Raw genomic sequence first — 12,781 nt, 5'->3', positions numbered from 1 at the left:
TGCCCCGACGGCACGGACGAGCGCGATCAATGAGGGGTTGCATGTCCCTTGGTCTTTCCTGATCCGTGAGGATGTGCGAACCCGCGGCGGTGAAGCGAGCGGTGCCGCGGGTTCGCACAGTGGGGGGATGGACAGGAGGCTGAGGCGGCGAGACCGCGTAGCGAAGCCGCCTACGAAGGTTCAGGAAGGAGATACGTGAAGATCCCCGCGAGTCGCTCTACGTCGAGTGGCTCGTCTGACAGCAACGCGTGCATGGCGAAGCCGTCCAAAGCGGACACGAAGCAGTCGACTGCGACGGGATCATCCGTGTATCGGCGGGCCAAGCCCCTGCCCCAGTCGACCCACATCCGAGCGGCCTCCCGTAGCACGGGGGACCGCGCCGCGTGCAGGAACAGCTCGTACGCGCCCAGCCACTCGGCCCGATGCCCGTTGAAGGCGTCGGTCAGGTGCTGAGCCAGTTCACCCAGCGAGCAGTCCGAGGGAAGATCCTCCGCCAGTTGTCGCGCATAGAACTCCGCACTCTCGACGAGCGCAGCGGTGAGGAGTTCATCGACCGTCGCGAAGTGGTAGGTGGCCAGCGACTTCGTCACGTCCGCCTCCGCCGCCACGGCCCGGTGTGTCACCGCGGCGGGCCCCTCACGGGCGATGACCCGGAGCGTAGCTTCCAGCAACCGGCGGCGCGACTCCTGTCCGCGCGCGCGGCGGCCGTCCATGGGGAGTGGGGTGCGGTACGGGGTCATGAGTCTTCTCCGCGAGGGAAAACATCCTGGACTTTTGTCCAGCAATAGAAGCGTAGCTCATCCCCTCCACTGGTCACCCCGGGGGGTGATGCAGCAAAACCGAGCAAATCGCCCGCATTCGTCAAGATGCTGTCCCGCTGGTTGATGCAGTCGATCTTGGTTAGGGCGTGTTGGTGGTGTTCGGCGGCGCGGCGGTGCCTGTTGAGTCGGCACGGAGCGCGGTGCCGGTGTTGCCACCGGTCCGTTTCGCAGACCGCGTGCTTGAAGTAGTTGGCCCAGCCGCGCATGATCTGGTTGAGCCTGATCAGCACGTCCCTGGGGTTCTGCTGCGACGTTCTGTTCGTCAGGGCACGGATCTTGTCCTTCAGCTGCCGGATGGGCCGGTCAGCGATGAAGGTGTAGACGTGCCACTTGTCCGTTCCCCGCTTGCGGCGCCACTGGATGCGAAACCCCAAGAAGTCGAACCCGTCAGACATGTGCACCACCTGCGTCTTCGCCTCGGAGAGACGAAGACCGAGCGGTTGCAGCACGTCGGTTATGTCCTCGCGCAGCGTTTGGCCTGCATCCCCGATACCCGCTGGCGAGACCCCATCGGGGCCCCTGGTGCACCGCTGTTCAGCGGCGCGTCTTTCGGCATTGCAGTCTCCTTCCCCTCTCGATTCCGCTGCCGCCCTTCCCCATGTGCCGGGCTCTCCCCGGCTCGGAGCACTACGGCGGCTCCGCCCCGTCCCGGACCGTTCGGCCGACGGTGGGCCCCGCCTGCGGCCTCGCTGGAGACATTGCCGCAGGTCAGGACCGGAACGGTTCCCGTCTTCACATGGCCACAGGGCATTGGGAAGCTTGGGAAGTCCGTGCAGGGCGTGGGCTTTGCCGTGATTGGCGGCCATGCGTGCCAAAACTCCTGCGCCCTCCCGATCCCCGGCCTCCTCGCACATCATCGCCAATCGCTACAGGGCCTCGGTGCTGTCGTGGCCAGCGGCTTGGAGGGCCAAGGCCCCCGTAGCGCTTCGCCCGCCTCCTGCTCACTCGTCCCGAGAACCTGCGCGAGAACGACACCGCCCTGCTGCGGGAACTCGCCAGAGCCTGCCCCGAGATGGCCGAACTCGCCCGCCGCATCGTTGAGTTCACTCAGCTACTGGCCCCCAGCAGAAGGCAACGACGCCAAGCTCACCGACTGGATCACCTCAGTTTGCGCCGCCGTTGACGCCGGTCCCACGCTCCTAGACCACAACGGACGCACCGAGGGCGTCAATCGCGAACCAAGCTGATCATGAGGCATATGCACGGCCGAGCCGGGTTGCCCCTGCTCCGCCACCGCCTCCTCCTCCAGTGATCACCACGCAGGGCTACCACCGATTACGTGACAGAGCCGCTCACCGTACAGACCCGAGCCAGGCGCGGCAGTGCCGTCGTCCCGTACGGGTGCCCGGCCGTCGTCATGGGCCACGTGCCCTGTCATGGGGCCGCACTCAGCTGAGACGACGCCGGGCCAACTCGCGTTCCGAAGTGTCGCGGAAATGGCCGATCGGATGAGGCGGGCCTTCGCGGGGCCGAGAGGTGTGGCCGTTCGGGGGAGTCGGTCGGTCATTTACGAGACGAGAGTCGCTTCGGGCGGCCGGGCAGCACGGGCTGTGACCGTTTGATTTTCGTTCATGTCCCGTGACTGCACGGGCACTTGGGAGGGCGTACGCATGAGGAAACCACGCAGGGAGAACGACGTCCGAAAGGGGGTCGCGCGAGGAAGCGGAAGGCAGAAGGCGGCGCTCGCGGGCGCCGCTTCCCTGACGCTGATCGGTTTAGTCGCCGGGGCGTTGCCGGCGGCCGCCGCACCGTCGGCACAGAGCGGTCGGGCCGGTGCGGTGCCGGCGGCCCTGGAGGGAGAGCGGGCCGGCGCGGGCCGGACCGTGGAGCAGATCACGCTCATCACCGGGGACACGGTGGGTCTGGATGCGAAGGGGCGGGTCACGAAGGTGACCCGGGGTGCCGGACGGGGCGGGGTGCCGCTGTCCATACAGCACTTCGCGGGGCACACGTACGTGATACCGGCCGACGTGAGCCGGTTGCTTGCCGACGGGCGCCTGGACCGGCGGCTGTTCGATGTGACGGGGCTCGCGGCGGCCGACTACGACGACGCGCACCGGCGGAACGTGCCGCTGATCGTGTCGTACGAGAAGGGCGGCGCCCAGCAGAGCGCCCGGCGGGCGGTGCGGAGCGCCGACGCCGACGTGCGGCGGCAACTGCCCGTGATCCGCGGGGAGTCGATGACCGCGTCCAAACCCGGAGCCGGTCGGGTCTTCAAGGCACTGACCGACCCGCTCGCCGGGCCGGCCGACGACCTGACGACCGCACCCGGAGTCGACCGGATCTGGCTCGACGCCCGTAGAAACCTGCGCACGGACAGTGGGCGGACGACGACGGCGGCCGACACCCCGGCGGTGAAGGCCACTTCGGCGCCCCAGGGCACCCCGGACCCGAAGGGCGGCCCGGTGCAGATCGGCGCCCCGGTCGCGTGGAAGGCCGGTTACGACGGCAAGGGCGTCGATGTCGCGGTACTGGACACCGGTATCGACGCCACCCACCCCGACGTGAAGGGCCGTATCGCCGCTGCGAAGGACTTCTCCGGCAGCGGCAGCACGGACGACAAGGTCGGACACGGCACGCACGTGGCCTCCACCATCGCCGGGTCCGGTGCCCGGAGCGGCGGCAAGCACGTCGGCGTCGCGCCGGGCGCCCGGCTGCTGGTAGGGAAGGTGTTCGACGCCGGATACGGCGAGGACTCCGGCATCCTCGCCGGCATGCAGTGGGCGGTGCAGCAGAAGGCGAAGATCGTCAACATGAGCCTGGGCAGTACGGACTTCACGGGCGACGACCCGATCGAGCAGGCGGTGAACGACCTGTCGAAGTCCTCCGGCACCTTGTTCGCCATCGCCGCGGGCAACGAAGGCCCCACCGACGGAACCGTCGGTTCCCCCGGCTCCGCCGAGCAGGCGCTCACTGTGGCCGCCGTCGACCGCGACGACAAGCCCGCCGGCTTCTCCAGCCGGGGCCCGACTGCGGAGAGCGCCCTGAAGCCCGACCTCTCCGCGCCCGGCGTGGGTATCGTCGCCGCCAAGGCGGCCCACGGCAGCGATGGCGACCCCGCGGGCCCGGGCTATGTCTCGATGTCCGGCACCTCGATGGCCACCCCGGCGACGGCCGGCGCCGCCGCGATCCTGGCCCAGCAACACCGCGACTGGACGGGGCAGCGGATCAAGTCGGCCCTGCTGGCCTCCGCCAAGCCGCTGTCCGGGCAGAGCGCCTACACGGTCGGCGCCGGCCGGGTCGACCTCGGCCGGGCGATCAACCAGACGGTGAGTGCCGCCCCTGCCTCTGTCGACCTCGGCACACAGCAGTGGCCGCATGCCGACGACCGGCCGGTCAGCCGCACCCTCACCTACCGCAACTCCGGCGACAGGCCGGTCACTCTCGACCTCGCCCTCGCCGACCAGGTCGACCCACGCGGCAAGGCCGCCCCGGCCGCAGAGGTGTTCACGGTCTCGCCCGCGCGGCTGACCATTCCGGCGGGCGGCACGGCCGAGGCCACCGTCACCGCCGACACGCACGCGGACGGCCTGGCCGACGGAGCCTGGTCGGCTGCCGTCACCGCGACCGGCGGCGGCCAGACAGTCCGCAGCGCCGTCGGCGTCGTGCGCGAGGTGGAGTCGTACGACCTCACCCTGAAGGCCACCGGCCGCGACGGAAAGCCCGCCTCGGGCACCGACCTGGCCATCGCCGGCCTGAACAGCGGCCGGATGTACCGCCCGTACGACTCCGGCGACAAGGACGGCGACGGCCGGGTCACCGTCCGCCTGCCCAAGGGCCGCTACCTGCTGGACACCCGGATCGAGAGCACCACCGGGGGCCGCGACGAGCTGTCCTGGCTGGTCACGCCTGGTCTGGTGATGAACCGAGACCAGACCCTCACACTGGACGCCCGCACCGCCAGGCCCGTCCACGTCACCGCGCCCGACACCCGGGCCAAGCTCCGGGCCGCGCAGACGGTCATCGCCGCCCGCGGCGCCGATCCCGCGTACGACTATGCCGGCTCCGTTGACACCGACAGCGACCGCTTCTACCTGGCCCAGGCCGGGCCCGCCGCTCCGGCCGCCGGCTTCATCGCCCAGTACGGCGGGATCTGGCAGCGCGACGCCAAAGACCCGCAGTACAACCTGGTCGTCACCCGCAAGGGCACCATGTTCACCGGCCTGAAGCGCAGCGTCCCGGCGCGCGGGCTCTCCAAGGTCGTCACGGCCACCGGCTCGGTCGCCGCGAGTACCCGCGCCACCCCGAACGCCTCCTGGTCCGTGCCCGGCTGGGACATACTGGGCAGAGTGGTCTCAGCCCTCGACGGGGCCGCACGGAAGGCGCCGTACAGCTCCGGCGTCCAGTACGTGTCCACGGCCGACGGCCTGCGCTGGAACCTGGGCATGGCCCTCGGATCCGCCGCCCGCCCGGACCTGGGCGCCCTTTACGGTACCGACCGCCGCTACCAGCCGGGCCGTACCTACCAGCAGACGTACAACACCGGCGTGTTCGGCCCGGGCGGCGACGGGGACTGGGGAGGCAAGTACCTGGGAGGCGACTACTCCATCTGCGTGCCGATGTTCTCCGACGGCCCCGGCCACACGGGCTTTCCCGGCGCAGGGGAAGCCGCCTACCGCACCCGGTTCACCGCGGGCGGCACCACACTCGTCGACAAGAAGCTCGACATCTGCGAGATCCTCCAGGCAACCGGGCTGAAGAACAGCCCGACGGCCCGCTACCGGCTCAGCATCGACGCCTCCCGCCCCGCCGCGACCTACCGCGTCGGCACCCGGATGTCCGCGGTCTGGGACTTCACCCTGCGGCCCGTCCCCAGCACCGAGATCGGCACCATGCCGCTGTCCGCGGTCCGCTTCACCCCGAAGCTCAGCCTGGACAGCACCACGAAGGCGGGCACCCGGATCACCGTCCCGGTGACGGTCTCGGGCGCGGCGGCCGCCCGTGGCGCCCTGCGGTCGCTGACCGTGAAGGTGTCGTACGACGGCGGCCGTACCTGGAAGAACACACCGGTCCGCACAACAGCGAACGGCAAGCGCTCCGTGACCCTCGCCCAGCCCCGGACTCCCGGCTCCGTCTCGTTCAAGGCCACAGCCACGGACACCAGGGGCAACACCGTCAACCAAGCAATGATCAACGCCTACCGCACCGTCAGGTGACCTGAACACTCGCAGGTCGCCGAGGCCCGGATCCTCTGATCCGGGCCTCGTTCGGCATCAAGGTCACCTGCGGCGCCGACAGCCGCACGCGATCACCGGCGCCCACTCGGTGCCCCTTGTCCCTGCGGGAGCCACATGCGAAAGGGGTGTGCTGGTCGAGCGTGTCACAGTGGCGGAAGGAGCCAGCCGCCCCTCTCTTGGAAGTCCCCTCACCGCGGTCAGGTGATCATCCTGACCGGGCCGCCCAGAGCGGGCAAGAGCACCGTGGTGCAACTGCCGGAAGATCACCTGACTCCCAGCGTCCACCTGTACAGCGGGACTGGGCTGAACTGGATTTTGTGGAGGCCCTGAAGCCAGGCGCGATCGTCTTGGCGGATGGGAGAACACAGGTCCGATGCCTGCACCACGGAAGTACCCCGACGAGTTGCGTGAGCGAGCCGTCCGCGAGGTGAGGACCTCAGGCCGTCCGGTCGCGCATGTCGCCCGGGATCTGGGCATCCACAGGGAATCCCTGCGGCTTTGGGTCCGCCAGGCCGAGGCCGACCAGGGCGACCGGCCCGATCTGCTGACCACCGCCGAGAAAAGCGAACTCGCCCAACTCCGCAAGGAAAAAGCCGAGTTGCGGTCTACAGAGCCCGGCGGATCCACCGCCAGCTGCGGCGTGAGGGTGTGATCACGGCCCGCTGCACGGTCGAACGGCTGATGCGCGAGGACAGCCTCAAGGGCGTGATCAGCGGGCAGCAACGCCGCACCAACCGTTCCCGAGCCAGCCGCCCCGCACCCGCCGGACCTGGTCAACCGGCGCTTCGTCGCGGCCGGCCCAACCAGCTGTGGGTCGCCGACCTGACCTATATACGGACCTGGTCCGGCTGGGTCCATGTCGCCTTCGTCCTCGACGTGTACTCACGGATGATCGTCGGATGGCAACTTGCCATCCACATGCGCACCGATCTCCCGCTGGACGCCCTGGAGATGGCGCTGTGGCGGCGCGGCATCAAGAATGGCTCCGGCCTGATTCATCACAGCGACAGGGGGAGTCAAGGTGAATTCAACTGGTCGTCGCAACACCCTGATCTCGGACGTGGGCGCCGCAGCCTCGGTCGGCTCCGTCGCGGACTCGTATGACAACGCCGTGGCCGAGGCCCTGAACGGCTCCTTCAAGGCCGAGCTGATCGAGCACCACGGGCCCTGGCGGGACGCTGACCAGGTCGAACGCGCCGTCGTCCAGTGGGTCGGCTGGTACAACACCGAACGGCTCCACTCCACCCTCGACTACCCCCACCCGAGGAATTCGAGGCCCAGCACTACCGTTCCCAGGCGACACCGAACGCCGCCTGAAACACACAAGATCGGCCTCTACGAAACCCGGTTCAGCTCACTCGCGAAGCGATTGGGTCGAATAGGTCCTGGGCGCGGCGGCGGACCAGGCCGGTGCGGTTCCGCAGGCAGCGCTGTCAGGGCGTCGACCGCGCGGCGGCACGCCTGCTCGCTGTCGCCGTCGTGCTTGGGAACACGCCGCCGCGTCGATGTTCAGCAGGGTGCGCGTCATGGTGCTGGTCGGCACGGACAGCTCCAGGGCACGCTCTTGGCTGACGTGGGCGTGGCGAGTGTCTGCGAGGGTGGTGAAGGCGTGGCTGAGGTGGACGTGGTGCTTCTGCTCGCCCGTACGTCAGCCGGGTGTCCGACCGCTCCGGTTCGGAGAGCCGGTTCATGAGAGCGTCGGCGGCGGTGGCGAGTGGTGCCGGAGGTGTCAGCCGTCCCTGCGCAGTCGAGCGAGGGGCGCCGGCGTGTTGATGAATCCCTCCGCGCGTCCACTGGCCAGACCGATACGGACCAAGTGTGCGCTCTTTTCGAAGAGCACGAAGCGGGGCTCCCAGATCGGGCGGTATTTGGCGTTGGCCCGGTACAGCGACTCCAGCTGCCACCAACGGGAGAAGAACAACAGCGCCGACCGCCATATCCGCAGGACGGGCCCAGCACCGAGTCGCGCACCCTCTTCGAAGACCGACCGGAACATCGCGAAGTTCAGCGAGAGCCGCTCCACACCAGCCGTCCTGGAGTGCTCGATCAGGTCGAGCACCATGAATTCCATCAGACCGTTGTCCGACGCCCGGTCCCGGCGCATCAGGTCCAGGGAGAGTCCCTTAGGTCCCCACGGGACGAAGCTCAGCAGTGCGCGCCGCTCACCGTCCGCGTCGAAACACTCCAGCATCACACACTGGCCGTCGGCGGGGTCGCCGAGGCGGCCGAGCGCGGTGGAGAAGCCGCGCTCGGTCTGTCCGTCACGCCAGCGGTCTGCCGCCTCGATCAGCTCGGCCATCTCCTCCGGCGGGATCTCGGAGTGCTGCCGGACCCGGGTGGTGTAACCAGCTCGTTTGACGCGGTTGTACGCCTGGCGTATGCCACGCATCGCGCGGCCCTCCAAGGTGAACTCGGTGGGTTCCACGACGGCCTCGTCTCCTAGTTCCAGGGCGTCCAGGCCGTGCCGGGAGTAGACCTTCGCCGCCTCCTCGCTCGCGGCCAGCACCGCCGGGATCCAGGCGTGCTCACGGGCTTCCGCCAGCCAGGCGCCGATCGCCCCAGGCCAGGCCTCCACATCACCGATCGGATCCCCGGAGGCCAGCGAGACTCCCCCGACAACTCGGTAGGCGATGGCCGCCTTTCCGGACGGCGAGAAGATCGCCGACTTGTCGCGGCGCAGGGCGAAGTACCCCAGCGAGTCGTGCGCACCGTGGTCGTCCAACAGCGCCCGCAGCCGGTCCTCGTCGTCGCGGCCGAGGAGCTCGCGGTCGCGCGGTGAGCGGAAGAGCGCGTAGAGCACGGTCAGGAAGAGCACCAATCCGGAGAGGTTGATGCCCACGCTCACCCAACGGGAGACGTGCAGCGTGCTGAAGTCGGGGTCCCTGTTGAGGGTGGCGAGTCGCACCGCCACGTACCACACGCGGTCGCCGACGCTGGCTTGGTTGGGGCCGGCGGCGGTCACCAGCGTGGTGCCGACCAGCACCGAGACCAGGGCGCCGACGCCCAGCACCGCGAGCGCCAGCTGAGGGTTGGTCCGGTCACCCTTGGCGTAGAACTCCCGGCGTCCCAGCATCGCAAAGGTCAGCACCACCAGGGTGACCGACAACGAGGCCCAGTTGAACGGATGCCGATACCTGTCCAGGGTCAGTGCCAACACCGACAGCACGGTGTACCCACCGCACAGCAGCATGAAGACGGTCCACGCGATCCGCTTGCGGCGGCTCAGCATCATGGCCACGAACAGTGCCGCGGCCGCTGAGCTGAAGCCCGCGAAGAGCATGAACGGGGTGAAGAGCTCACCGCTGTTGTGTTCCTGTACCTTCTCTCGCAAGGTGAACGACACGGCGGTCAGCAGGTTCCCCGCCCCGACGAGCCGCAGGTACCAGATCGGTACCGTGGCGCTTCGCACGGACAGCGGCGTTCCCCTGCGTGGCCGTCGTGGCTGTTGCCGACCTCCCGTGACGGTGCCCTCCCTGGCACCTGACGTGGGCTTGACAGTGCTGCTCATCTATGAAGCCTCTCAGAGATTGTTCCGGTCTGGTGGCCGTGGAATCCGGGCGTCGGCGCCCCAGGACACATGTCCCTCTGCAGTAGGACTGCTTTGTTCGCGAGGGGGTTCCTCGGAATCGCCCTGGAGCTGGATTGCCCGAGTGCGGGCCTTGACCCAAGGCCGGGTAGTTAGCGCATTTCCGCTGGTGGCAAGGAGATTGACCGGGTTCTCGCGCTGCTGTAGGTGGCGGGGCCGGTCTTGGTGATGAGTCCGTTTACGGCCCATCTGTCGAGCTGTCGGTACATCGTGCTGAGGGTGATGTCGCCGAGGTGGCGGGCGAGGTCGCGGGTGTGCCACTGGCGGTTGGGTTCTGCGTGAAGGAGGTTTAGGACGCGCTGTCTGCGCCGGTCGGCGGCCGGTGTGTGCCGATCGTCGTGCGAGACCGTGGGCAGGTCGGGATGGCTATGGTGAAGCCGCAGCGGTCCGGGTCGGTGCCCGGCCGGGACTCGGCGGCCTCCACCATCACGGTCCGAAGTGCCCCGTAGAGGGCGAGCAGGGCCCACATCTCCTGCTCGACCCCGACCGGGTCGCCTGAGCGCAGGACTCGGCCGTCTGTGATCGTGTGACGCAGAGCGAAATACGCCGACTCGTGCTCCCACCGCTGGTGGTAAAGGGCAACGAGGGCCGCGGCGGGGTGACGACGAGCATCGGTCAGCGTCGTGACCAGCCGGTAGGAGTTGGTGAACGAGCAGTCGTCACAGGTCACGGTGATCTGCGCTTCCGCGACGCGTACCGGGACGGTGCCGATGACCGAGAGGTAGGAGCCATCGGCGAGTCGACTCAGGACCGGGGTGCGTCGGTTGGCGCGCAGCCGGCCCAGGAAACTGGCACCGGTGTCGTGCACGGCGGCGAGGAAGGCGTTGGCGTCGAAACCCTTGTCCCGCAGGACCAGCATGCCGGGGCCCAGGTGGTGCAGCAGCCTGCGAGCGTAGGAGGTCTCCCCGTCGCTGGGAGTGGCGAACACGGCGCCGATCAGGGCACGAGTGCCGGTCTCCACCAGGATCATCAGTTCCAGCATCGGATACCCGCCACGGCTGCCGGGGCCGAACCACTCCACGTTGCGCTCGGTATCGGGGAGACTGATCGAGGTGCAGCCGTCGAAGGAGACGATCCGCAACGGCCCGAACCGCACTCCGGGAGTCACCGGCTGGGCGAGCGGGCCGGCCAGGGTCTCGAACACACGCTTTCATGGGTTCTGCACCGAGCCGTCTGCGCAGGTCACGCAAGGCTTTCGCAGTTGGCTCGGCGACCTCGATCCCGACGCCCGTAAGGGCCGCGGTCAGCTTGTGCCAGACCAGTCGGTAGCCGACTTCCGGGAACAGGCACATCGCGAGAGGGAAGTAGACCCCGACCCGCGAGGGCAGATCCCGTAACCGGCGCTGCACGCAACGGGTTTCATCCAGAACGGCATCGACGAGGTCGAACGGTATGACCTGCGTCAACTCGCCCAGATGACCGGGCGCGAACCGGCCCTCGGCCACGGTGAACTCACGGGTGACCCTCTCCAGACCGGGTGGCAGGGCACAATGACGCGTGGGCAATGGGGCTCCTCAACGGCCGGAAGTCTTGGCGGACCACCTGACCAACACGGCCCCGTTGCCCGCGTTCCTACCCGACACCGAACTCCCTTGCCACCAGCGGAAATACGCTGACTGCCCGGCCTTGGGTCAAGGCCCAACCTCATCGCCCTTGGCGACTTCAGCATCGACCGCGCCGACGACCCGCTGTTCAAGGCGTTCACCTCCACCGGCCTGGTCCCCGCCCCGCAGTTGGCGGGACTTCCGCGGACCGTCTTCGACGACCTTGGGGCGGAGCACTTCTACGACCGGATCGCCTGGTTCACGAAGGGTCAGAAACGCCGGCCGGTCCTGACCCTGGAAGCCGGCACCGGCGGCCACGTGGACTTCTCGTGCCCGAACTGCAGGGCGATCGCACCCTGACCGAGTTGTCGTGGCACACCGACATGCCCGACCTGAGCACCTGGCCCACGGGCATGCGGCTGATCGTCCGCAAGGAACGCCCGCACCCCGGCACCCAGTTGCGCTTCACCGACCTCGACGGACTGCGGCTCACCTGCTTCGCGACCAACACCAAAGGCGGCCAGCTCGCCGACCTCGAACTGCGTCACCGCAGGCGGGCCCGCTGCGAGGACCACATCCGAGGCGCCCGCGCCACAGGCCTGCGCAATCCGCCCCTGCACGACACGGCACAAAACCGGATCTGGCTGGAGATCGTCTCCCTCGCACTCGACCTCCTCGCCTGGATGCAGATGCTCGCACTGAGCGGCGACGCCCGCCGCTGGGAGCCCGAGAAGCTCCGGCTTCGGCTGCTCTCCGCCCCCGCGCAGCTCGTGAACACCGGCCGCCGCCGCTGGCTCCGCCTGCCCACCCGATGGCTCTGGACCGCCGCCATCAGCCACGCGACCGTCAGGCTCCACGCCCTGCCGAACCCCGGCTGACCAGCCACATCGACCGTCCCGACGACCCGCATCACCACACACCGGGGAAGTGGAACCCGGCGCCCATCCGACGCGAGAGCCGAACCCTCGCCCTGCCCCAACCCCGAAAAGACCGCACCACACAAACGCGGAGTCCCCGTCAGCGAACCGGCGAGGACTCATGAACGATCGAGGTTAGCCACTCATGGTCCGCGTCGCGGAGGCTCCCGATGATCCGCCGGACAGGCCCGGTCGTATAGACCCTCAGTGGTTGTCGAACGGGGAGACGATGATCTCGGAGTTGACCGACAGCAGCGTGTTTCCTGCGCTGTCGAAGCCGACCAGGCGGGCATAGGCCCTGCCGTTCACGTGCAGCTCGGCGAGATACCGAGCGGTACCGACCGCCCCGGTGGCGCAGGGGATGTTGTTCACGGAATGCACCGCCGTGCCGTCGGGGTCAACGACGTCGACCCGTAATTTGGCGCATTTGCCGGGGAATGCCTGGATGTGACCCAGGCCGAGGAATTCTTGTGGTCCAAGGCCGACCCGATCCACACAGACGTCGCCTTTGAATCCACTCTGATCGAATGATGTGCACTTCCTGAACGGTGGCACCCAGTCGGCCTGGGCCGGGCCGCCGGCTGCGGTGATCATGCCAACGGCGGCGGTCGTCACGGCGACCGCTGTGGAAATGGCTTTGCGGATTCTCATTGGTGCCCCCTCGCGCGACAAGTGATCCCTCAAAAATGCCGTCCACCAGTGCTGGATTAGCTTTCCCGACGGATGGGCGATTCGC

9 protein-coding genes and 3 pseudogenes are annotated in these 12,781 nt (G+C 68.5%); 6 read left to right on the top strand and 6 right to left on the bottom strand.

Going from position 1 to position 12,781, the window contains the following annotated elements:
* Positions 1–170 precede the first annotated feature (170 nt).
* Positions 171–740 (bottom strand): TetR/AcrR family transcriptional regulator, encoded by a 570-nt coding sequence (locus C6376_RS28710; protein ID WP_254076104.1) that lies wholly within the window; start codon positions 738–740, stop codon positions 171–173.
* On the bottom strand, positions 737–1,270 hold the full coding sequence (locus C6376_RS45575; protein ID WP_254076103.1) for a group II intron maturase-specific domain-containing protein: 534 nt from the start codon (positions 1,268–1,270) through the stop codon (positions 737–739). Before C6376_RS45575 ends, C6376_RS28710 begins: the two co-directional genes overlap by 4 nt.
* 482 nt (positions 1,271–1,752) lie before the next feature.
* On the opposite strand from C6376_RS45575, the pseudogene C6376_RS45570 reads away from it, so the two are divergent.
* The 5 genes and pseudogenes from C6376_RS45570 to C6376_RS46490 form a co-directional block, all read left to right on the top strand.
* Positions 1,753–2,073 (top strand): annotated as a pseudogene (locus C6376_RS45570) (ISL3 family transposase); the annotation flags it as partial.
* 358 nt (positions 2,074–2,431) lie between these two features.
* Positions 2,432–5,977, top strand: a complete 3,546-nt coding sequence (locus tag C6376_RS28700; protein ID WP_159083287.1) for a S8 family serine peptidase — start codon at positions 2,432–2,434, stop codon at positions 5,975–5,977.
* Positions 5,978–6,371: 394 nt separating this feature from the next.
* Positions 6,372–6,650, top strand: a complete 279-nt coding sequence (locus C6376_RS45565; protein ID WP_107446062.1) for a transposase — start codon at positions 6,372–6,374, stop codon at positions 6,648–6,650.
* 29 nt (positions 6,651–6,679) lie between these two features.
* Complete coding sequence (locus C6376_RS28685) at positions 6,680–7,102, top strand: DDE-type integrase/transposase/recombinase (RefSeq protein ID WP_254076102.1); 423 nt, start codon at positions 6,680–6,682, stop codon at positions 7,100–7,102.
* Positions 7,020–7,691 (top strand): integrase core domain-containing protein, encoded by a 672-nt coding sequence (locus C6376_RS46490; RefSeq protein ID WP_367881057.1) that lies wholly within the window; start codon positions 7,020–7,022, stop codon positions 7,689–7,691. Before C6376_RS28685 ends, C6376_RS46490 begins: the two co-directional genes overlap by 83 nt.
* Positions 7,692–7,727: 36 nt before the next feature.
* Here C6376_RS46490 and C6376_RS28670 read toward each other — a convergent pair whose 3' ends face one another.
* The 3 genes and pseudogenes from C6376_RS28670 to C6376_RS46485 form a co-directional block, all read right to left on the bottom strand.
* On the bottom strand, positions 7,728–9,506 hold the full coding sequence (locus C6376_RS28670) for a phosphatidylglycerol lysyltransferase domain-containing protein (protein WP_107446060.1): 1,779 nt from the start codon (positions 9,504–9,506) through the stop codon (positions 7,728–7,730).
* A 367-nt stretch (positions 9,507–9,873) separates the two neighbouring features.
* A complete protein-coding gene (locus C6376_RS28665; protein WP_107446059.1) occupies positions 9,874–10,728 on the bottom strand; it encodes a transposase in 855 nt (284 codons plus the stop codon).
* Positions 10,729–10,741: 13 nt separating this feature from the next.
* Positions 10,742–11,029: pseudogene (locus C6376_RS46485) on the bottom strand (transposase domain-containing protein); the annotation flags it as partial.
* 500 nt (positions 11,030–11,529) lie between these two features.
* On the opposite strand from C6376_RS46485, the pseudogene C6376_RS28655 reads away from it, so the two are divergent.
* A pseudogene (locus C6376_RS28655) lies at positions 11,530–12,006 on the top strand (transposase); the annotation flags it as partial.
* A gap of 243 nt (positions 12,007–12,249) precedes the next feature.
* Here the strand turns inward: C6376_RS28655 and C6376_RS43960 are convergent.
* The gene (locus C6376_RS43960) at positions 12,250–12,696 is read right to left on the bottom strand and encodes a hypothetical protein (RefSeq protein ID WP_159083285.1); all 447 of its coding nucleotides are present in this window, start codon (positions 12,694–12,696) and stop codon (positions 12,250–12,252) included.
* Positions 12,697–12,781 lie beyond the last annotated feature (85 nt).

The organism is Streptomyces sp. P3 (assembly GCF_003032475.1).
GTDB lineage: Bacteria > Actinomycetota > Actinomycetes > Streptomycetales > Streptomycetaceae > Streptomyces.
This window is presented reverse-complemented; position numbering and strand designations above follow the sequence as displayed.

Coding starts and splice junctions, on each gene's coding strand:
- C6376_RS28710 (WP_254076104.1), bottom strand. CDS start 740: ATGACCCCGTACCGCACCCCACTCCCCATGGACGGCCGCCGCGCGCGC.
- C6376_RS28700 (WP_159083287.1), top strand. CDS start 2,432: ATGAGGAAACCACGCAGGGAGAACGACGTCCGAAAGGGGGTCGCGCGA.
- C6376_RS45565 (WP_107446062.1), top strand. CDS start 6,372: ATGCCTGCACCACGGAAGTACCCCGACGAGTTGCGTGAGCGAGCCGTC.
- C6376_RS28685 (WP_254076102.1), top strand. CDS start 6,680: ATGCGCGAGGACAGCCTCAAGGGCGTGATCAGCGGGCAGCAACGCCGC.
- C6376_RS28670 (WP_107446060.1), bottom strand. CDS start 9,506: ATGAGCAGCACTGTCAAGCCCACGTCAGGTGCCAGGGAGGGCACCGTC.
- C6376_RS43960 (WP_159083285.1), bottom strand. CDS start 12,696: ATGAGAATCCGCAAAGCCATTTCCACAGCGGTCGCCGTGACGACCGCC.